This window comes from Paraburkholderia sp. (assembly GCF_026225065.1).
GTDB lineage: Bacteria > Pseudomonadota > Gammaproteobacteria > Burkholderiales > Burkholderiaceae > Paraburkholderia.
This window is the reverse complement of record NZ_JAMFSB010000108.1, coordinates 1-21,386: the sequence shown is the minus strand read 5'-3', so window position 1 is coordinate 21,386 and position 21,386 is coordinate 1. Positions and strand designations below refer to the sequence as shown.

The 21,386-nt window shown below is 61.8% G+C and carries 17 protein-coding genes; 4 read left to right on the top strand and 13 right to left on the bottom strand.

Annotation, left to right across the window (positions count from 1 at the left end):
• On the bottom strand, window positions 1-1,221 hold the full coding sequence (locus M0954_RS08395; RefSeq protein ID WP_297352623.1) for an efflux RND transporter periplasmic adaptor subunit: 1,221 nt from the start codon (window positions 1,219-1,221) through the stop codon (window positions 1-3).
• 34 nt (window positions 1,222-1,255) lie between these two features.
• The gene (locus M0954_RS08390) at window positions 1,256-2,131 is read right to left on the bottom strand and encodes an alpha/beta hydrolase (protein ID WP_122159561.1); all 876 of its coding nucleotides are present in this window, start codon (window positions 2,129-2,131) and stop codon (window positions 1,256-1,258) included.
• A gap of 194 nt (window positions 2,132-2,325) precedes the next feature.
• On the opposite strand from M0954_RS08390, the gene M0954_RS08385 reads away from it, so the two are divergent.
• Together M0954_RS08385 and M0954_RS08380 are read left to right on the top strand one after the other, a co-directional pair.
• Window positions 2,326-3,330 carry a LysR family transcriptional regulator gene (locus M0954_RS08385; protein WP_122158446.1) on the top strand — a complete coding sequence of 335 codons (1,005 nt, stop codon included), beginning with the start codon at window positions 2,326-2,328 and terminating at the stop codon, window positions 3,328-3,330.
• A 492-nt stretch (window positions 3,331-3,822) separates the two neighbouring features.
• Window positions 3,823-4,803 carry an aldo/keto reductase gene (locus M0954_RS08380; protein WP_122158445.1) on the top strand — a complete coding sequence of 327 codons (981 nt, stop codon included), beginning with the start codon at window positions 3,823-3,825 and terminating at the stop codon, window positions 4,801-4,803.
• A gap of 97 nt (window positions 4,804-4,900) precedes the next feature.
• Here the strand turns inward: M0954_RS08380 and M0954_RS08375 are convergent, their stop codons facing one another.
• The 7 genes from M0954_RS08375 to M0954_RS08345 all read right to left on the bottom strand — a co-directional run bounded on the left by M0954_RS08375 (window position 4,901) and on the right by M0954_RS08345 (window position 15,289).
• On the bottom strand, window positions 4,901-5,815 hold the full coding sequence (locus tag M0954_RS08375; RefSeq protein WP_123388137.1) for a cation diffusion facilitator family transporter: 915 nt from the start codon (window positions 5,813-5,815) through the stop codon (window positions 4,901-4,903).
• Between the two features lie 7 nt (window positions 5,816-5,822).
• Window positions 5,823-6,887: a selenide, water dikinase SelD gene (selD, locus tag M0954_RS08370; RefSeq protein ID WP_123388138.1), complete on the bottom strand. Its 1,065-nt coding sequence runs from the start codon at window positions 6,885-6,887 to the stop codon at window positions 5,823-5,825.
• Window positions 6,888-7,004: 117 nt separating this feature from the next.
• Window positions 7,005-11,840, bottom strand: a complete 4,836-nt coding sequence (locus M0954_RS08365; RefSeq protein ID WP_297352621.1) for an NAD-glutamate dehydrogenase — start codon at window positions 11,838-11,840, stop codon at window positions 7,005-7,007.
• Window positions 11,841-11,987: 147 nt separating this feature from the next.
• A complete protein-coding gene (locus M0954_RS08360; RefSeq protein ID WP_122158442.1) occupies window positions 11,988-12,533 on the bottom strand; it encodes a DUF3455 domain-containing protein in 546 nt (181 codons plus the stop codon).
• 188 nt (window positions 12,534-12,721) lie between these two features.
• On the bottom strand, window positions 12,722-13,498 hold the full coding sequence (locus M0954_RS08355; RefSeq protein ID WP_297352619.1) for an alpha/beta hydrolase: 777 nt from the start codon (window positions 13,496-13,498) through the stop codon (window positions 12,722-12,724).
• Window positions 13,495-14,529, bottom strand: a complete 1,035-nt coding sequence (locus M0954_RS08350) for a M14 family zinc carboxypeptidase (RefSeq protein WP_122158440.1) — start codon at window positions 14,527-14,529, stop codon at window positions 13,495-13,497. The genes M0954_RS08355 and M0954_RS08350 overlap by 4 nt, the downstream gene beginning before the upstream one ends.
• A gap of 163 nt (window positions 14,530-14,692) precedes the next feature.
• Complete coding sequence (locus tag M0954_RS08345; protein ID WP_123388141.1) at window positions 14,693-15,289, bottom strand: TetR/AcrR family transcriptional regulator; 597 nt, start codon at window positions 15,287-15,289, stop codon at window positions 14,693-14,695.
• Between the two features lie 290 nt (window positions 15,290-15,579).
• Between M0954_RS08345 and M0954_RS08340 the strand changes: the two genes are divergently transcribed.
• Together M0954_RS08340 and M0954_RS08335 are read left to right on the top strand one after the other, a co-directional pair.
• Window positions 15,580-16,242, top strand: a complete 663-nt coding sequence (locus tag M0954_RS08340) for a DUF3313 domain-containing protein (protein WP_123388142.1) — start codon at window positions 15,580-15,582, stop codon at window positions 16,240-16,242.
• Window positions 16,243-16,350: 108 nt separating this feature from the next.
• On the top strand, window positions 16,351-17,910 hold the full coding sequence (locus M0954_RS08335) for an MlaD family protein (protein ID WP_133893467.1): 1,560 nt from the start codon (window positions 16,351-16,353) through the stop codon (window positions 17,908-17,910).
• Between the two features lie 34 nt (window positions 17,911-17,944).
• Here the strand turns inward: M0954_RS08335 and M0954_RS08330 are convergent, their stop codons facing one another.
• The 4 genes from M0954_RS08330 to M0954_RS08315 form a co-directional block, all read right to left on the bottom strand.
• Window positions 17,945-18,565 (bottom strand): ANTAR domain-containing response regulator, encoded by a 621-nt coding sequence (locus tag M0954_RS08330; RefSeq protein WP_297352617.1) that lies wholly within the window; start codon window positions 18,563-18,565, stop codon window positions 17,945-17,947.
• Window positions 18,562-19,737 carry a transporter substrate-binding domain-containing protein gene (locus M0954_RS08325; protein ID WP_133893469.1) on the bottom strand — a complete coding sequence of 392 codons (1,176 nt, stop codon included), beginning with the start codon at window positions 19,735-19,737 and terminating at the stop codon, window positions 18,562-18,564. The genes M0954_RS08330 and M0954_RS08325 overlap by 4 nt, the downstream gene beginning before the upstream one ends.
• Before the next feature lie 83 nt (window positions 19,738-19,820).
• A complete protein-coding gene (locus M0954_RS08320) occupies window positions 19,821-20,528 on the bottom strand; it encodes an ABC transporter ATP-binding protein (RefSeq protein ID WP_297352615.1) in 708 nt (235 codons plus the stop codon).
• Window positions 20,525-21,386 (bottom strand): ABC transporter ATP-binding protein (locus M0954_RS08315; RefSeq protein ID WP_297352613.1); only part of this gene is annotated, 862 nt, incomplete at its 5' end. The genes M0954_RS08315 and M0954_RS08320, both read right to left, overlap by 4 nt.

Sequence of the window (21,386 nt, the reverse complement as noted above, 5' to 3'; positions counted from 1 at the left end):
TCACGAATTGCCCTGCGCTTTCGCATGGCCCTGCGTTTGTGCTACCGACGCGCTGTCCGCATCGTCGTCGCCGTTCATCGGCACAGCATGGGCGCGCACCGTCGCGCCCGGCCGCACACGTTGCGTTCCGTTGACGACGATCCGGTCACCGTTTTGCAGACCCGACTTGACGACGCGCAGGTTGCCTTGCATCGCGCCAAGCTGCACCTCGCGGTACACAACCTGATCGCTCTTGTCGACGACGAACACGAACTTCTTGTCCTGATCGGTGCCCACCGCGGCATCGTCGATCAGCAGCGCCGCGTGCGGCGCGCTGCCGCCCACCTTGATGCGGGCGTACAGACCCGGAATCAGTGTGCCGTCCTGATTGTCGAAGCGCGCGCGTACGCGGATCGTGCCGGACGAGGTGTCGAGCTGGTTGTCGACCGAATCGATCACACCGGTGCGCGAGTATCCCGATTCGTCAGCGAGGCCCAGTTGCACCGGTACTTTGGTGCCGTCTTTCTCGCGGCCGATGTACTCCAGATATGTCTGCTCATCCGCATCGAACGACGCATAGATCGGCGACACCGACACCAACGTCGTCAGCGGCGTTGAACCTGGGCCGGCCGAGACAACGTTGCCCACGGTGATCTCCGCACGCGACACGCGGCCCGACACCGGCGCAATAACCTTGGTATAGCCAAGGTTAATCTGTGCGGTTTCGAGCGCCGCCTGCGCAGCCTTGACGTTGGCGCTCGCGCCGCGCGCGGCGTTCTGCTTCTCGTCGTAATCGCGTTTGGCGATGGCGTTATCGCCTATCAGGCGCTGTGCGCGCTCCCAGTCGCTTTGCGTATAACCCGCTTGCGCCTGCGCCGCAGCCAGTTGCGCGGCGGTGCGGTCCACTTCCGCCTGGTACGGGCGCGGATCGATCACGAACAGCGTGTCGCCCTTCTTCACGAGCGCGCCGTCCTTGAAGTTCACCGAAACGATCGTGCCCGATACCTGCGGACGTACTGCGACTTTCTCGACCGCTTCGAGGCGCCCCGAATAGCTTTGCCAGTCGGTGATGGTCTTCTGGATCACGGCTGCCACATCCACTTCCGGCACGATGGTCGGCGCGGCGTGGGCGGGCGAGCTCGCATCGACGCGAATCGCGCCGAATGTGCCGAGCCCGGCAATGATCACAACGGTGAGAACCGCTAGCGCCAGACGGTGGCGCGAAGGAGAAAAGATAGACATGAAAGGCTCCCGGCGTTTGTTGATTGAAATACGTTTATCGTTGGGTGCGCGCAGCGAAGCGGCACTGAAAAAAGCGCACAGCCTCCTGCAGCGCGTCCGGATGGTCCGCGAGCGCGGCATGCGAGACGCTCGGATAGCGGACCACCTGGGTCGCCACGCCTGCATCGATCAGGCTGCTGGCATATTTTTCGGCCTCGACGTGCAGCACGTCGTTCTGCGCGGTCGCGATCAGCGTGGCGGGCAAGCCCGCGAGGCGCAACGACTCGAGCGGCGCGGCATACGGATGCATGCGCTGCGAGGCTTGCGGCAGGTACGCGCGATAGCAGGCGGCGCACTCCTTGGCAGTAATATCGGAGCCAAGCCGCTGTTCGTCGCCAAGGCGCGTGAGACTCGGATCGAGCATCGGGCCGAACAGCGCCTGCGCCGCGATCCGTACGTCGCCGCGGTCACGCGAGATGAAGGCGAGGCAATTGGCAATCTGACCGCCCGAGTCATGCCCCGCGACGCCGATATGTTTGGCGTTACCGCCGAACGCCCGTGCGCGGGTCTGCACCCACAGCGCGGCGCGGTGTGCGTCTTCCGGCGCCGTGGGAAACGGAAATTGCGGCGCAAGCGAGTAGCCGACCGAGACGACCAGCGCCGGTAAGTGCTCCGCGAAATAGCGCGCGGGGAAGTCGGCATCGTCCAGCGAGCCGCGCACAAAACCGCCGCCGTGAAAATAAAGCAGTACTGGCAGTGCGGTTTTGCCCGTCAGGCGGTACAGCCGCAGCTTGATGTCCTGCGCGTGCCCTTCGATGGTCACATCCGTCACGTCGAGCCCCGCATGTGCCGAACGAGCATCGTCCGCCTGAGCAAGGTCAAGCGGCACAAAAGTGTACGGCGAGGAGTACGGCGGTTTGAATGCATTCATGTCGAACGGCGCAATACGCATAGAACTGGAATGGTGCGAATTGTGGGTTCGGCAGACTTCTAAATAAATGCCTATAATCCGGCAACACAATTCGGTACGCCCAAACAATCGAATTCGGCGCCCGGCAAAACCGGGCTAATCCGCGCCTATTCGATTGGAGTTGCGCGCCGCCAGCCCCTTCTTGGAGGTTAGCCATGGACCGTCTCCAGGCCATGCAAGTGTTCACCCGTGTCGTCGACACCAACAGTTTCACGCGTGCCGCGGAGACGCTCGACCTGCCGCGCGCCTCGGTCACCACCATCATTCAGAATCTGGAATCGTTCCTCGGCACACGGCTCATGCATCGCACGACGCGGCGCCTGTCGCTCACGCCGGACGGCGCGGCGTACTACGAGCGCTGCGTGCGGATTCTCGCGGACGTCGAAGAAACCGAAACCAGTTTCCAGAGCGGCAACAAGAAGCCGCACGGCAAGCTGCGCATCGACATGCCGGGCTCGATCGGCCGCCTGCTGGTGATTCCTTCCCTGTGTGAATTCCACACTCGCTACCCGGATATCGACCTGCAACTCGGCCTGACCGACCGCCCGGTCGATCTGCTGCAAGAAGGGGTGGATTGCGTAGTGCGGGTCGGCGCGCTGCAGGATTCGTCGCTGGTGGCGCGCCGGATCGGCATCTTCGAAGGCGTGACGTGCGCCGCGCCGGAATATCTGCAGAAGTACGGCACGCCGCTTACGCTCGACGATCTGGAGTCACATAGCGCGGTGAATTATTTTTCGAGCCGCACGGGTCGCGTGATCGACTGGGCCTTCAAGGTCGACGGCAAGGAAGTCGAGGTGAAAATGAAGGGCACGGTGTCGGTCAACGACGCGGATGCCTACGTCACCTGCGGTCTCGAAGGCTTTGGCCTGATCCAGCCGGCGCTTTTCATGGTGCTGCCGCATCTGCAGTCGGGCCAGCTGGTCGAAGTGCTGCCCGCGATCAAGCCGATGCCTATGCCGATTTCGGCGGTCTATCCGCACAGCCGGCATCTGTCGCCAAAAGTGCGCGTGTTTGTCGACTGGATTGCGGAGTTATTCGACCGCTGCCCGCTGCTGAGCGGCCGCGGCAGTCTGGATACGCCTTGCTCGAAGCGCACGATCGAGGAGCGCGAATCGGCGCCTACGCTCGATACGCCGGTGATCACGGAGTGGGTCGCCTGATCCGCCCCGCAATAACGATGACGGCAAGCGCGGCCTCTACGCTGCGATTGCCGCCATTGTTCTGAATTCACAACAATTCATTTCGTCGATCCGCCGTTTATCCGCACGTCGCGAAAGCCTACAGTTCACCCTGTCGCAGCGCCACCGTGCGCCGCAAACGAATCGACAGGAGTGAATCATGAGTCCATCTGAACTCGACCATTGGGACAGCGATACGCCAGTCTGGACGCCGTTCCGTTCGCCGCAGCACTAAGCGGCGGAGTGCATCAACCGGCAATATCTGCCAGCAGCAAATACGTCCGCCCTCGATCGGAGCGCCACCAGAAAGTGAGCGCGACGATCGATCGGGCGCCGTTCGCCTGTGGCCGTGCAGTGTCCGCGATTTTCAAATATGCTTAAAAGAGGCATGCGAGCGCATCACCGATGCGCTCGCGCCGTTTGTTGCATTTGAAAGTCCGTACAACACATCGGCATTACACACAGGAGCGTGACATGGAGTATGTGAAACTGGGCCGCACCGGCCTCGACGTCTCTCGGCTTTGCCTCGGCTGCATGAGCTACGGTGTATCGGATCGGGGCAACCATGAGTGGACACTCGGCGAGAGCGATTCGCGCCCGTTCATCAAGCAGGCACTGGACCACGGCATCAACTTCTTCGATACGGCCAACGTTTATTCCGACGGCACCAGTGAAGAGATTGTCGGCCGCGCGCTGAAGGACATGGCCAAGCGCGACGAGATCGTGCTCGCCACCAAGGTCCACGGACGCATGCATGCCGGTGCGAACGGCATGGGCCTGTCGCGCAAGGCGATCATGGCGGAGATCGACGCGAGCCTGCGGCGTCTCGGCACCGACTACGTCGACCTGTATCAGATCCACCGCTGGGACTACACCACACCAATCGAAGAAACCATGGAAGCGCTGCACGACGTCGTGAAAGCGGGCAAAGCACGCTATATCGGTGCGTCGTCGATGTATGCGTGGCAGTTCTCAAAAGCACTGCACGTTGCCGAAAAGCACGGCTGGACCCGCTTCGTGACGATGCAGAATTACGTGAACCTGCTGTATCGCGAGGAAGAGCGCGAGATGCTGCCGCTATGCGAAAGCGAAGGGATCGGCGTGATTCCGTGGAGTCCGCTTGCCCGCGGACGTCTCACGCGTGACTGGAACACCAGTAGCGCGCGCTCGGAGACCGACGAATTCGGCCGTACGCTGTATGCGAAGACGGAAGAAGCGGACCGCCGCATCGTCGAACGGGTTGGCGAGATTGCGGCCACCCGCGGTGTGCCGCGTGCGCAGGTTGCATTGGCATGGGTGCTGCAAAAGAGCGTTATTAGCGCGCCGATTGTGGGCGCGACCAAAGCACATCATCTTGACGATGCCGTTGCGGCGCTTTCGCTCAAACTGAGCGCGGAAGAGGTTAGGCAGCTTGAAGAATTGTACGTGCCGCACGAGGTGACGGGCTTCAAGTAAGTACGGTTCGGCGCTGCACGCGGCGTCGTGCCGCGGGCGCGCTCGCTTCGCGTTGGGCCTAAATGGAGCCGATCGTCTTTGGACGGATCACTGACGATCAGCCCCGTTGATCGCGTGGCACGTCCGGTTCGAAGAACACCCAGCGCACTTGCGGAAACGTTTCCTGCAGATCGGCTTCGATCACGTTGATCGCGTCGACCATCGCGCGGCCGCTCGGATACGCGATCATCTCGGCCTGCACGGCGACAACGACCTCGCGGCCCCACTGGAGTGTGATCAGATTGATGATGCCATGAATCTCGGGCCGCGCGCGCAGATGGGCTTCGATTGCACGCCGCACTTCCGGGCTCGCCGACTCGCCGACAATCATCGATTTCACTTCGCGCGCCACCAGCCATGCGATCACCATCAGCAGCACGCCAACGCCGATCGAGCCTAGCGCGTCGAAGGCCGGATTGCCGGTGATCATCGTCAGCAGCACGGCCACGAATGCAATCGCAAGACCCGCCAATGCTGCGATATCCTCGCCGGCTATGACCAGCAGATCAGATTCGCGCGTTTCGCGAAACCAGCGCCACATGGATTTGTCGGGATGCGTCTTGCGGATCTCCCTGACCGCACCCGCCAGCGACAACGATTCGAGCACGACCGAGACACCCAGTACAGCCAGTGCCAAATAAGCGTGCGACAACGGTTCGCGCGCAAACAGCCGGTGCACGCCCTCGTAGACGGAGAATGCACCGCCGACAAAGAACAGCAGCAAGGCTACCAGCAGCGAGTAAAAATTGATCTCGCGCCCGGCGCCCATCGGATGCAGCGGACTGGGTGGCTTGCGCGCCTCGCGCAGACCGAACAGCAGCAGAAGCTGATTGCCACAGTCGGCGCTCGAGTGAATGGCCTCGGCGAACATCGAGCCAGACTGCGTGAAGATCGCAGCGGCGAACTTGAAAATGGCAATCCCGATGTTCGCGGCGAGGGCGTAAAAGATGGCTTTCGGCGATTCTTCTTTCATCGGTCGATCACGCCACCTCGACGCGCGGCGTGCCGTCGCGCATCTCACCAATCACCACCGCGCGATCGAAGCCGTCCGCGCGGAAAATCGCCAGCACGTCATCGACGCTCTCCGGCGCACAAGAGACCAGCAGGCCGCCCGAGGTTTGCGGATCGGTGAGCAACGCACAGGCGCGCTCGGGCAGCCCAGCGCTCAAACCAACGCTCTCGCTGTACGAAGCCCAATTGCGCCCCGACGCACCGGTGATCACGCCCGCATCCGCGAACGCTTCGACACCGGTCAGCCACGGCAGGTCCGCATAGCGCAGATGGGCGCTCAGCCCCGCCCCACGCGCCAGTTCCAGCGTATGTCCAAGCAGGCCGAAACCCGTGACGTCCGTCAGTGCATGCACGCCCGGCAATGCGGCGAGATCGGTCCCGGGACGGTTCAGCTTGGTGGTATTCGCAATCATCTCGGCGTAGCCTGCATCGTCGAGCTGGTTCTTTTTCAGGGCCGCCGACAGCACGCCCACGCCGAGCGGCTTGCCGAGCACCAGCACGTCGCCGGCGCGCGCCCCCGCGTTGCGCTTGATGCGCTGCGGATGGACCACGCCAAGCGCGGCGAGACCGTAGATCGGCTCGACGGAATCGATCGAATGACCGCCCGCCACCGGAATGCCCGCCTGGGTGCAGACATCTTCGCCACCGCGCAGCACCGCCGCGATCACGTCGTGCGGCAACACGTTGATCGGCATGCCGACCAGCGCCAGCGCGAGAATCGGCTTACCGCCCATCGCATACACGTCGGAGAGCGCATTGGTCGCCGCGATGCGGCCGAAGTCGTACGGATCGTCGACGATCGGCATGAAGAAATCGGTGGTGGCGATGATTGCCTGCTCGTCGTTCAGGCGATAGACGGCTGCATCGTCGGCGGTCTCGGTGCCGACCAGCAGGTCGGGAAACGCCGGCAGCGGCACACTGCGCTTGAGCAGGTCGGCCAGCACGCCTGGCGCAATCTTGCAGCCGCAGCCGCCGCCATGCGATAGGCTCGTGAGGCGCGGCACAGCAGGATTCGATGCTACGTGATCGGTCATGGCAGATTCAAGGCGGAATGGCAAGAGTCGCTATTATGGTCAATCAGGGTGCCATGCGTCCAACTCCCCTCTGCGAGCCCCTCACAACCGCCCTTACCTCGCCGTTGCCGGCCAGCTTCAGGTCCGCTCCAATAGCGCCATTTCCCGCACGATCACAAGCAGCACCGAGAGGCTCGAGCCGCCCGAGGCGCGCAGATCGGCAACCAGTCGCGCATAACGCTCGAGCGGCGCCGCACGGTGGACTTGCCATCGTTCGACCAGTTCGTCCGGCGTCGACGATTCCGTGGCGCCCGCCAGCGCGCTCGTCGTCAAGGCGCGCTTGAGGCGGGCCAGTTCGGCGAGCGCAGCAGCACGAGCCAGCATGTCCCAGTGCGTTGGGGCAGGCAGCGCGTTGGCGCGCTCGGCGATCCAGCCATAGTTGAGCTGCGTGCCGAGCGCGAAATACACCCCGGCAACCAGTTCGAGACTCTTGCCGCAGGTGGCGGCCACCTCGGCTATATCGAGCAACGCCGCGGAGATTTCGCCGCTCGCCACCCGCACCGCCAGTTCGCTGTCCACCCCAGCATCCACCAGAATCCGTTGCCGCTCCATTAGGGCTTCCAGGTCCGCGGCGGGCAACAGCGCGGGCCATTGTGACGCGAGCCGCTGCGCGGCATCGCGGCAACGCGTCAGCAGATTGGTCACGTCGATGACGGCGCCCGATTGCAATTGCCGCAGGAACCACAGCGCCGTCCGCTCCACGAGCCGCGCCACCTCGACGAACATGCGCGCCTGGACATCGTCGGCTACGCGGTTATCGAGCGCGTCGATGCTGTGCCATACGTCTTCCAGATCGAAGACGTCGCGCGCCATGATGCAGGCCCGCACGATCTCGCCCGGTTGCGCGTCGGTCTCCTCCATCAGCCGGTGCACGAATTCGCAGCCCACGCGGTTGACAAGCGCGTTGGTCAGGTACGTGACGAGAATCTCACGCCGCAGTGGATGGCGCTGTATCGGTTCCCTGAAGCGGTGACGCAACGGTTTCGGAAAATAGTCGACCAGCATACTGCTGACCAACGGATCCCCCGGCATATCGGATTCGAGCAGCGCGTCGTACAGCCACATCTTGCTGTAGGCAAGCAATACCGCCCGCTCCGGCGAGGTCAGGCCTTGTTTGGCAGCTTGCCGCTCGGCGATTTCCTCGTCGGTCGGCAAGAACTCGATCACACGGTTCAAACGCCCCGCCCGTTCGAGCCAGCGCATGAAACGCGTCTCCGCGTCGAACAGTTCGACGCTGTAGCGCCCCGCGATCGAAAGCGCCTGGGTCTGGTAGTAGTTGTCCTGTAGAACCAGAAGCCCGACTTCATCGGTCATGTCGGCAAGCTGCGCGTTACGCTGCTTTTCGGTCATCTCGCCGTCCTTCACGACCAGACCGAGCAGAATCTTGATGTTGACTTCGTGGTCCGAACAATCCACACCGGCTGAATTGTCGATCGCGTCGGTGTTGATGCGGCCTCCGCGCAATGCGAACTCGATCCGCCCAAGGTGCGTGAGCCCGAGGTTGCCGCCCTCCGCTACCACCTTGCAGCGCAGATCCGCGCCGTTCACGCGCAACGCGTCGTTGGTGCGATCGCCCACCTGCGCATGCGTCTCGCGGCTCGCCTTCACGTAGGTGCCGACCCCGCCGTTGTAGAGCAGATCCACTGGAGCCTGCAGAATCGCGCGGATCAGTTCGTTCGGCGGCAACGCCACAGCATTGATGCCGAGTATCGCCTGCATCGCCGCCGACACAGGCACGGTCTTGGCCGTACGCGGAAACACGCCACCGCCGGCCGAGATCAGCGTCGGATCGTAGTCGGCCCAGCTGGAGCGTTCGAGGATAAAGAGGCGCCCACGCTCGGCCAGACTGGCGCCCGGATCAGGGTTCGGGTCGAGAAAGATATGGCGATGATCGAATGCGGCCACGAGCTTGATATGCGGCGACAGCAGCATGCCGTTGCCGAACACATCGCCGGACATATCGCCGACGCCCACCACCGTAAAATCCATGGTCTGGGTGTCGACGCCCATTTCGCGAAAGTGCCGCTTCACCGATTCCCAGGCGCCGCGTGCGGTGATCGCCATCTTCTTGTGGTCGTAGCCGACCGAGCCGCCCGAGGCAAACGCGTCGTCGAGCCAGAATCCGTACTCCTGAGAAATCGCATTGGCGTAGTCAGAGAACGTGGCCGTGCCCTTGTCAGCCGCTACCACCAGATACGGATCGTCGCCGTCATGCCGCACTACGTCGGGCGGTGGCACGACCTCGGTGCCGGCCAGGTTGTCGGTCAGATCGAGCAGGCCGCGCAGGAAGGTCTGATAGCAGGCGATGCCTTCGCGCATCCACGCTTCGCGGTCGCCGGGCGGCGGCGGGTTCTTCACGACGAAACCACCCTTCGAACCCACCGGCACGATCACCACGTTCTTCACCATCTGCGCTTTCATCAGGCCGAGGACTTCCGTACGGAAGTCCTCGCGCCGGTCGGACCAGCGCAAGCCACCGCGTGCGGCTCTCCCGCCCCTCAAGTGCACACCTTCGACGCGCGGCGCGTACACCCAGATTTCGAACATCGGCTTGGGCTCAGGCAAGCCTGGCACGCGCGCCGGGTTGAACTTGAACGATAGATAGGGCTTGGGGTGCCCCTCCTCGTCGAGCCGGTAGTAATTCGTGCGTTGGGTGGCCTTGATCACGCCAAGAAACTGCCGCAGGATGCGGTCCTCATCGAGATTCGGCACCTGGTCGAGCGCGCTATCGATCCATTTAAGCAGCACTTCCACACGCTGCTCGCGCGTGTTGCCCAGCGACGGGTCGAAGCGCGCCATGAACAGTTCGACGAGCTTGCCGGCAATCGTGGGATTGCCGGTCAGCGCGCGCTCGATGTAGGCGTCGCTGAAGGTCGAACCGACTTGCCGCAGATACTTGGCATAGGCACGCAGGATTGTCACTTCGCGCGCCGCCAGTTGCGCACGCAGCACCAGCCGGTTGAAGTCGTCGCTTTCGATCTCGCCGGTCCAGACCTGTTCGAAGGCATCTTCAAACAGGTTCTTCACACGCTCGATGTCGAATTCGGTGTCATCCGCGAGTTCAAGGCCGAAGTCGTGGATCCATGCAGGGGTCGCGTTCAGCGCTTCGATCAGATACGGGCGCTCTTCTTCGACGCGCACGCCGAGATGCTCGAGCATCGGCAGACTGCGCGACAAGGCGATCGGCTGCCCGACGCGGTACACCTTGAAGCGAAACGCGCGCGGACCGGATTCGATGGGACGATAGAGGTTCATCGCGATCCGCTCGCTGCCCTGCAGCCGCTCGATCAGTTCGATGTCGCGCACCGCCGTGCGGGCCGGATAGTCGTCACGGTAGCCGGCCGGAAATGAATCGGCGTAGTGCTGCAGCAGACGGTTGCCCTGCTCTTCGCCGAACGCATCGATCAACGCGTCGGCCAGATCGTCCTGCCAGCGGCGTGTCACCTGCACGAGCCGTGCTTCGAGCTCGCGGGTGTCCACATCCGGCATCGCGCCAGGCTCGGCATGCACGACGAAATGAATCCGCGCGAGGGTCGACTCCGAAAGCAAGGGCGTAAACTCGACGCTGGCGCCGTTGAACGCGTCGATAAGCAGGTTGGCAATGCGGCGCCGCAAGTCGGTGTTGTACTTGTCGCGCGGCACGAAGACGAGGCACGATACGAAGCGATCGAAGCGGTCGCGCCGTACGAACAGGCGGGTGCGCTGATGCTCCTGTAAACGCAGCACGCCAAGCGCGATGTCGTAGAGCTGGTCTTCTTCGGCCTGAAACAGTTCGTCGCGCGGATACGTTTCAAGCACCGTCACCAGCGACTTCGCCAGATGCCCCTTCGGCAAAAAGCCGGCGCGGCGCACGATATTGGCGCATTTACGGCGCACGATAGGTATTTCGGACGCCGATACGATATACGCCGTCGACGTATACAGCCCGATAAAGCGCCGCTCTCCGATGATCTTGCCATCCGCACCGGTCAGCTTGATGCCCACGTAGTCGAGGTAACCTGGCCGATGCACGGTGGCGCGCGAGTTCGCTTTGGTCAGAAAGATTGGCGAGGCGCCCGTGATGATCTGCGCGGCGGCAGCCGGTAATGGCGTGACATCGGCGGCGCCGAACGGCCGCAGCGCGTCGCGCAGAATGCCCAGGCCCGAATCGGGCAGTGCGCGCAGACCGAAGCCCACGTCATGCGAAACCAGTTCGTAGTCGCGCTGGCCGAGAAACGTGAAGTGGTCGTCCACCATCCATTCGAGGAAGGCACGCGCTTCCGCACCTTCGACGCCGGTGTCGCGCGCCTTCATGTCCTTGATGGTGCCGCGCGCAATCGCGACGATCTTCGGCCAGTCTTCCACTGCCGCGCGCACGTCACCTAATACTTTGGCGATGTCGTCCCTGAGCGAGTCGAGCTTGGCGGCGTCGCCGCAACGGTCTACTTCGAAGTGGATGAAGGAAGCGAGTTGCGACTGCGTGTCGGCCGCATCTTCTGCACCCTGACCGACGCGCACGATACTGCCATCGACGCCACGCCAGATGCGGAACACCGGGTGCACGACCGAGTGCAAGGCAAGCCCAAGCCGATTGACCGCCATCGACACCGAATCGACCAGAAACGGCATGTCGTCATTGACGATCTCAATGACGGTGTGATCGGAATGCCAGCCGTGCTGTTCGAGAATCGGGTTATAGACGCGCAATCGTTCGCTGCCGGGAACGAAGCGCTGGGCGGTTTGCCAATGCGCCAGTGCGGCGCCGTAGAGGTCGGCGATCGCGCGGCTTTGCAGATCGTCGGCATCGACGAAATCGTAGTAGTGCAGCAGGAAAGGTTCGACGATGGCGAATGTCGGTTCAGGCAATCGCCCGCGTGCGAATTCGATGACGTCGTTCAGCAGGTGCGCAACGGATTCTTCGTTCTTCGCTTGCAAGATCTCCTCCACAACGGGCGGCAATCGAATGCATCGTGATACGAATTATGCGCCAGATAGTTGAAAGTCAATGTGCATCCGCACATCGACTTTCAGACGAACGCTTTACTAAGGTGTTGCCCCAGGTGTCAAACCGATTGCGAGGTCTTAGCCGAGAAACACGTATTCGGCTATATATGGACTGCGCCCTTCCTGTCCTTCCTGCGTGCAGGGTCCGCTTGGCGCGACGCCACCATGCGTGTCGAGACGTTGCACATAGCGCACCGTGGAAAGCAGGCCGGGGCCACCGGCATTGGTCGCCCGCAGCAGCAGAAGCGGGATGCTGCCGGCCTGATCGGTATTCGGCGCTTGCTGGAGTACCGCGCCGGTGATCCTGCTGCCGTCCGCGGCGGCCCATGAGGGGCCCGCGCTGTGCGTGACGATCAATGTGCCCGATGCGTCGTACAGCTCGGCGCTCGGCGCCTTGAACGCCCACGAGAGATTGTTGCTGGCGTCGCGCTTGCACGTGTAGATCTGCGTGCCGCTCGCCTTGAGTGCAGCGACGACATGGGTCGCTTCGCCCGGGGTCAGGGAAGCGGGAACGGTGGCCTCGGCGAACGCTGCGCTCAGGCAGGCGGCGTTGCAGGCGAGCGCCAGCGAAGCGGTTGTAAAAACACGCGCCAGGGAACGGCGCGAGGCGATTCGTGAAAACATGCAGTGATCTCCTTGTGAGCCCAGTAAGCCCGGTCAGGCTGGGCGAAGCTATTCCTCAGACAGATTAGCATGGTCGCCCGCGGCGCGAGCACGCTTGATATGTCGGCAAAAGAATACTGGCTTACCGGGCGGACCGAGCGGCAAACAAGCGGCGTGGCATTTTCACCCGCGCCATGCCGTCTACTTCTTCAGAATCTTTTCCCCATCGTATCCACGACCTCCGGCAGCCAGGCGCCGACGGTCCCGCTGGTCCACACCGGATCGTCGTGCGGCAGATCGTGGCCGGCCCACGGATGCTGGATATGCGCCGCACCCCACGCCGCCGCCAGCTTCGCCGAACACACCGGATTCACCAGCCGGTCCTGCGCCGACGACAGGATCAGGGTCGCGCAGCGCGGCACCGTATCGCCGGCGTTGAAGCGGGCCGCCGCCCATAACTGGCGCAGCGCATTGCCGCGGCTCACCGGCGCGCTCTCGCGAATCGCGGCCCACGCGGCGAGGTCGCCCGCCAACGCCTGCGGATCGTTGCACGTCAGTCGATGGATAATCGTCTCAGCTTCGCGGGCGTCACGCCATCCGGCCGCGACACGCAGCAAACGAGGCCACGCCTGCGGGCGCAGACGCTCCGTCATGCTGCTAAACGGCCGCATGCTGGTGTTGATCAGCACGAGCCGGTCAATCTCCTCGGGATAGTGCTGCGCCCATGCCGTCGCCACCATCCCGCCCAACGACATTGCCAGCACGCGATAGGGACCGGGCACGCTGCTTTGCGATACCGCCCGCCGCACGAACTCAATCATCGACGGCACTTGGGCCGGCGCACGCAGATCGACGAGTGCGCCGTTGCCCGGCAGATCGAGCTGCAGCAAGCTGTCGGTCCTGACGGCGTCACGCAGGATGGCCGGAAAGCGGCCCCAGTGACGCGTCTCGCGCGTGAGTCCACGCAACAGGATCCACGTACTCATTCACCCGCCGTCCGATACCAATGCTGAATCGCATTGTGCAGAAGCTGCTGACGTCCGTTGCCCTGCGGCAGCCAGCGATGCCACGCAAAGGCGGCGCGGGTCAGGAAGTCCAGCAGGTTTGCATGACGCCGCAGGACACGCGCCGTACGATGCGCTTTCACCGGGTTGAACATACCCTGCCGCGAAAACAGTTGGCGCGGGTTCTTCTTGATCCATAGCCACGAGCCGAGTTCGAGCGTCATCGGCAAAAACACACTCTCCGACGGCGCGCGGTCATATGCGTAGTCCCATAGATCGCCGTGCAGCAGATATTGATGGCTTTGCGGCTCGAATGCATAGCCATGGTGAGGATGGGCTCGCTCGAACATCGTCTTGAGCGCGTACATTTCAGGCAGATGCGGCATCAGCTTTCGGGTGCGCGCATACGGAAACCAGATGCTGTCGCGCCAGCCGTAACCCGAGTGGCAATCGAGCGCGAAGCTAAGAGGACGCGAGGTCAGTTCAGTGTCGACCAGCTTGAGCAGTGCGGCAGCTTCGACTTCCATAGGTGCGCCGCGACGTCCGCGATACCACGGCAACCAGGCGCCCAGACGCTGGCCACCCGCGAGCAGCGGCACGCGTTCGTCGGCATCTTGCGGCGCATTGCGCATGAGATCGACGCCGTTCGGATTGGCGCGCGTGGCTGCCCACATGCCGCCCGGATTGCAGATGGGCATAAAGATAAGACGAACCGATTGCAATTGCCGCACCAGCAGTTCGTCCCATTCGAGACGTGACAGCAGCGAGCGCATGTAGTCGAGTACGAGTTGGGTGCCGATACGCTCTAACCCGTGGATACCGCCGAAGAATCCGATGGCTGGGGCTTGCGGATCGCTTGAGCCGATGCTCGCGGTCAGGACAGGAAAGGTCCTGCCGTGGACGCGCGCCTCGCAAACCGTGCGGATGTCGAAGCTTGCGCTGCCGGCGTCGAGGATCGCTTTGAGATCCTCGTATTCCGCGAAGCTGTCGGGTAGGAAACTGAGAGCCTGCATGGCGACGCCGGTGTGGTTTGCAAGGTTATTGGAGACGGCTTGCGCTTTGCTTTAGCAATATAGCTGAAGGAAGGGGTGGCGCGTGGGTCGTGTCATGTGGGTGACATATAGGCGGGTTGTTTTGCCTGCAGGCTAAGACCACCACTACCGCGCCGGGCGGCAATTACTTGCCAGCCTTTTTCTTCCCCTTGGGCCCCGCCAGTGCGGGCCGCCACCGATCTTCATCCAGCAGCCGCTCAAACAACCCATCCCTGGTGGAATCACTCAACGGCGAAAGCCCCAACAACGAATGAAACGCGATCCCGCTAGCAGCAAAATACCGCAATAGCGCCAAATCCGGATCACTCGCCTCCGCATGCAGCGCCTTCATTTTCGCTTCGTCGCTCGCCTTGCTCTCTTCAAGCAAATTCGGACTCTCGATAAGCGCCGCCAGAACAGCCCGTGCCACCGAATGCGGCTGCTTCACCGCCTCCCGGTAAATCGCAATCTGCGCCGCCAGGGTCGGTTCGGCCTTGGCCGCACCCTCATTCGCCATATAGTCTCGCGCAATCTGCTCGAACTGAAGCCGCTGATGCTCCAGCAATGCGCTAAGCACCCCCTGCTTTGTACGGAACTGATGCAGCAATCCGCCTTTGCTAATACCACTTTCGCGCGACAATGAATCGAATGTCAGTCCGCCAACACCATCGCGGCTAAGAATGGTAAGAGCGGCTTCAATCGCCTTCTTGCGGGAAATCTCTGAACGGGTCTGGTTGTCCATTATCGAGTTTGATGGCGTCGCGACGATTCGGCATGCCCCTAAGGCCGCCGCGTCGCGAACATGTCTGGCAAGTAATCCGGTGCAGTAACTCAATCTCAGCGAGCCGTCCCGCAGGGTCCCGCCCGGCAAGCGCTCGTGCGAGCGGTGGAATTGTACGCTCTCGGTTATACAACAAACAAACCGGATAGACGGTTTACATTCAATAAAGGTGATGGTACTCTGCGGCCACATCGGCTCTCGCTCCAACCAAACGCCAGTCGGCGCCCAACCTGCCCTTTCAGGAACACAGCATGTTCAAGCATAAACTCGTCCCGCTTCTTTTCACTGTCACGGCGGTGCTGACTCTCGCGGCATGCGCCAGCGTGCAGCCCGTCGCCTACAACGGCATCGCCTCTTCGTCACAGTTGCAGCGCAACCGGGATGACGATTCCGTCAAGATTCCCTACCGGTACACATCCCCCGTGACCTGGTCGCGCTACACGCAGGTGATGCTCGATCCCGTCATCGTGTATCAAGGCAGCGATAACCAGTTTGGCGACATGAAAGACGCCGACAAGACAGCGCTTGCCGACTACATGGCAAAGACATTCGCGCAGAAACTGGCCAAGCGATTCGACGCCGCCAATCAGGCCAGCCCTCACACCCTGCGGGTCAAGCTGACGCTGACCGGTGCCGAAAAGACAACGTTGCTCGTCGGACAGGCCATGCATTTCGACCTTGCGGGCAATCTGTATAACGGAGTGCAGGCAGTCCGCGGTGGTCAAGGTGCCTTTAGTGGTTCGGTGTCCTACGCAGTTGAAGTCTATGACAGCGAGAGCGGTCATCTGCTGAAAGCATACGTTTCGAAGCAATATCCGAACGCCATGAATCTGCCGGCAGCCTTCGGTTCGCTCGGCGCCGCAAAGACCGGCCTGGACAAGGGTGCTGATGCGCTGGTGGCACAACTCAATTAACGGTTTGAAAATCGCAAAAACGCGCGGTGTAGCCTCCAGAGACGTGTCAGGCACGTTGGCCGGAATCTTCGCGTCACTCGTCTACCTTACTCTGGTTATTGGCGTCTGATGCGAAGCCGTCCGTTACCTTCGGCCGTATGGCTCGTCCCGCTTGCCGCTGCTTTGCTTTGTCTCGCACTCCTTGTTCCTCGGCTCACGCAACGGGGTCCCGAAGTCGGCGTCAGCTTCCTCACCGCTGAAGGGCTCGAGGTTGGTAAAACCCGTGTGCGTTACAGGGATGTCGAAATAGGCAAACTGACGGGACTACAACTCTCGAACGACCGCACGCGTGTGCTCGCAGCCGTGCAGCTTGATGGCTCCGCCAGGCGGTTCGCAACATGCGGCACTCGCTTCTGGGTCGTCCGTCCGCGGATCGACACAGCCGGTATTTCCGGGCTGGCTACGGTTATCTCCGGTCCTTATATCGCCGTCGATGTTGGAAGTTCTTCAACACAATGCAAAGAGTTCGCCGGTCTGGAAACGCCCCCCTTACTGACTAGCGGCCAGGACGGCAGGAGATTCGTTCTGCATGCCGAATCACTTGGATCGATCAATGTGGGCGCGCCAGTCTATTTCCGGCGCGTACAGGTCGGACAGGTGCTCGGCTTCGCTCTAGCCGGGGGAGGCACCCGGGTCGACATCGATGTCTTCGTGAAAGCGCCATACGATCGATACGTTACTGCGGCCACGCATTGGTGGCATGCGAGCGGAATCGACTTGCGCCTCGATTCCAACGGTTTGAAACTCGACACCCAGTCGGTGACGACGATCCTCTCAGGAGGCATCGTTTTCGATTTGCCTCGATTGCAGGTTGCCCAGCCGCAATCTGCTGATGGCACTGCGTTTGATCTTGCTGCCAATCGCGAGGACGCGATGCATCGTGCCGACGACGGACCGGCCGCCGCCGTGAGCCTGCGGTTCACGCAATCGGTGCGCGGATTGTCAGTCGGCGCACCGGTCGACTTCCACGGCGTCGAGCTGGGCCGGGTGAGTGCGATCGACGTCGACTTCAATCGGTCGCGTGATAGCTTCGATATGGTCGTAACACTCAATCTGTACCCCCATCGGCTCGGCCAACGTTACCGGGAAGCACTCGGAAAGGGCGATAGTGAAGCCGGCAAGGCGCTGCTGCGTCAAATGGTTGCTCGAGGTCTGCGTGGACAATTGCGCATGGGGAGCGTCCTGACCGGCCAGCGTTATGTGGCGCTAGACTTTTTCCCACATGTATCCGCTGCCAGCATCGACACCCGGCGCAGCCCGGTCGAACTTCCAACCGTACCCAGTGCGCTCGATGAGCTTCAGGACCAGCTCGCCGGCATAGTGAGCAAGCTGGATCGCGTGCCCTTCGATCAACTTGGCAGCAATCTGAACAAGGCGCTCGTGAACGCGAATACCCTGTTTCAGCAGGTCAACACGGAGCTGATCCCGCAGGCCCGCACCTCGCTTACGGCAGCCACACAGTCGTTCAATGCGGCCAACGCCACGCTGCAGCAGGACTCTCCGATGCAGTCGGACGTTCACGAGGCGTTGACCGAACTGCGCCGCACGCTTGTCTCGCTCAATGCCCTTTCCGATTATCTGGAACGTCATCCGGAAGCGATCGTCTGGGGGAAGTCAGACGGACATTGAGGTACGCGGGGTTTGACTGGCGAACTACGCCAGTTCAAAACGCCGTTCCCTTCCCCAGCCCAAGCTTCTCCATCGCCTCATGTGCATCGATCACCATCGTAGCGATCTCCCCTACCGTCACCCTAAGCCCCGTCGCCCGCGAACGCATATGCTCGTATGCGTCGCTTTCGCTTAACCGGTGCGCCTCCATCAGAATGCGAATCGCTCGTTCGATATGGCGTCGCGCCTTGATCGCCTCTTCGAGTTTGCCGATCTTGCTGTGCAACCGCTGCTGATAGCCGGAAGATGCGCGCGCAAGCACCAGCGTGCTAAGAATACCGGTGGAGCGGTACGGTTTGGTGATCACGCCGTGCGCCTGCGTATCCAGCAGCATTTTTAACGCGGTTGGATTCTCGTAGTCGGACAAAGCAATCAGCGTCGCTTCGGTATCGGCCGCACACCAGTTTCCTGCGCTTCGCGTCTCAGGACCGACGAGAAAGAATATTGCGTCGACATCAGCGGGAAGTTGAGACGGAAACGGCCACAAGACGCGCACAGGGCAACCGATCCGCCGCAACTGCTCTTCGAGAACGCTGCGATCGTCACCGGGCGGGTGAATCACAAGGACGCGCAGCGTGCGCAAATCGTCAAATAGCCGACGAGCCCCCGTGCTCATGCCCGTTCTCCGTCGAGCCAGAATTCGGCGAAGCCGTACGACGTCAGATAGGGATCGGGCTTGATCGGGCCACGCCCCTCCCAGACGATGTCGAACGAGCCGTCCGGTCGGCACACCGCAATACGCGGAGTCAAAATCGCGTGGTTGTTCTCCGGATCAATTTTCAGCATGCCTTCAGGGGAATCGAATTCAACCTCGTGGATCGCTTCCACCAGTCTTGCAGTGTCGAGGCTTCGGGTGCGAGCCAAGGCCAGCGCAAAGAGATGAACCTGGTTATACGCCATCTCCGACCACAAGCTGGCGGGTTGATCTCCGAAACGTGCATGCCACGAGCTCAGGAAACGCTTGTTACCCGGATAGTCCAGCGTGTTGACATAGCTCGCGGAGATGATATGGCTCCCGCATAGCTCGGGGCCGATCATCCGCGTTTCACCTTCCGCCATCGTCAGGCTGGCGATCGGAATCTGCGCAGGATCGATACCGTGCTCGCGGTACAACTGATAAAAAATCCGCGCACCGCGACCGATTACGGTGGAGAACACCACGTCGGGTCCGACCGCCTTGATCTGCAGTACCACCTCTCTGAGTGCCGCCGGATCTGCGTCGCTGGGCAGATAGATTTCCTCAACGATTTCACCGCCGTGCTGCTCGACCATGTCTCGCATGATCCGGTTCGACTCGCGTGGATAGACATAGTCGGTGCCCACCAGAAAAAAGCGGCGGCCGTGATTGCGTAGCAGATACGCGGCTAGCTGCATGCTGTTCTGGTTCGGCACGGCCCCGGTATAGATCACATTGGGCGAATACTCGAAGCCTTCGTAGATGGAGCAATACCAGAGTAGCGCATTGTTGCGCTCGATCACCGGCAGCACCGCCTTTCGGCTCGACGACGTCGAACAGCCGAAAATCACCGTGACGTCGTCCTCCTGCAGCATCCGGGTGGCCAGGCGGCGATATTCATCCGGATCGCTCTTTGGGTCGTACACGACCGGATCCAACAGGCGCCCGTCGACGCCACCTGCGGCGTTGACCTCTTCGATCGCCAGTGCAGTGCCGAAAAAATGTTCCGATTCCGTCGCAGCTGTGACGCCCGTGCGGGAATAAAGGACGCCGATGCGCCAACCAGCGTCAGCCGACAGCGAGGCGTCTGGGTGTCGCGAGTTCGTCGCCATTCGGTTCCTCCTTGTATTGCTCTAGCCGGTAGAGCAGCTGTTTGCTTCCACAGCGCTCATCATGCCTCATAAAATGTGGCGTGTCAGACGCGCAGGTGCTCGAAGATCGATGCCGCCGCGCTCTCATCCTTCGCGTTTCCATCGTCGATGATTTCGCCTTGCTTCAGCACAGCATAGCGGTCGGCGACTTTCAATGCGAAAGGCACGTTCTGCTCGATCAGCAGGAGAGTCGTGCCGTGCTGCCTGCGTTCCCATAGCAACGCTTCGGCCAGGCGGTCGATCACGGTCGGCTGCAGGCCCTCTGTGATTTCATCGAGAAGAATGATCGACGGGCGCATCATGAGTGCGCGGGCAACCAGCAACATCTTTTGCTCGCCGCCGGAAAGCGTGCCTGCGAACTGCTTCAGCCGGCTCGTGAACACCGGGAAAACCGGCTCGATCTGCTCAAAGCGTTCCTCGAACACCGAGGCCTTCTCAAGCCCGATGCGCAGGTTGTCACGAATGCTGAGATCCTGGAACAAGGCGTGTTCCTGGGGCGCGTAGGCGATGCCTGCGCGTGCAATCCGATGTGGCGCCATGCGGGTGATATCTTGCCCGCGGACGCTGATCGCACCCGTCTTCTTCGGCAGATAGCCCATGATCGTTTTGAGCAGCGTGGTCTTGCCCATGCCGTTCTTGCCGAGCAGCGCGACGGCTTCGCCGTTGGCAACGGTCATCGACAGCTTACGGAGTACCACTGAGCTCCGGTATCCGCTTGTCACGTCCCGGAGTTCCAGCGCGTTCTGGCTCATAACGCCTCCCCGTGGACACCATCGCCGACTGGTCCCGTACCCTGCGCCGTCCCGGCATAGATTGTCTTGACCAGTTCCGAGTTGACCACCTCGTCGAAGGAGCCTTGCATCACAATACGCCCCTGATGCAGGACGACGATACGCGTGGCAACCTCTGCAACGAAGTCCAGGTCGTGCTCCACCAGCAGACAGCAGAGCCGATACCGGTGCGCTAATGCGGCCAGCACGTCACCGATCTGCGTGCGCTCAGTTTTCGTCAACCCGGCCGTAGGCTCGTCGAGCAGCACGATCCGTGGTTCCAGGGCGAGCACCATTGCCAGCTCCAGCGCCTGCTGTTCGCCGTGCGACAGATCCTTTGCGACCGCGCTCAACTTCCGGTCGAGTCCAGTGGTACGGATAACCTCGATCGCATACGGCGGTAAGGCGAGGGTCGCCGAGCGCCGGATGAGCGAAGGCCGTTCGACGATCGCGCTCGCGATCCTCAAACATTCCGCCACCGTCAGGCTCTCGAACACATTTGCATTCTGGAACTTGCGCCCTAACCCGAAATGCACGCACCGCTCCGGCGCCAGCTGCCGGATATCGTTGCCGCACAGCACGACCGTTCCTGCGGAGCGTTCGGCGCCATCGCTCATGCACCGCATCAGCGTCGTTTTGCCGGCTCCGTTGGGACCGATGAGGCCGACCAGTTCACCCGCGTTAGCCTCAAGGTCAATGCCTTGCAGCACCTTGAGGCTACCAAAGTGTCTCGCGACGCCGTTCAATTGCAGCATGGGTTCGGACGGCGTCTGCTGCCGTTCCGCCTTAGCCGCGCGCTCGACAATCTCAGGTTCGGCAACGTTATCAGCAAGCCTAAGC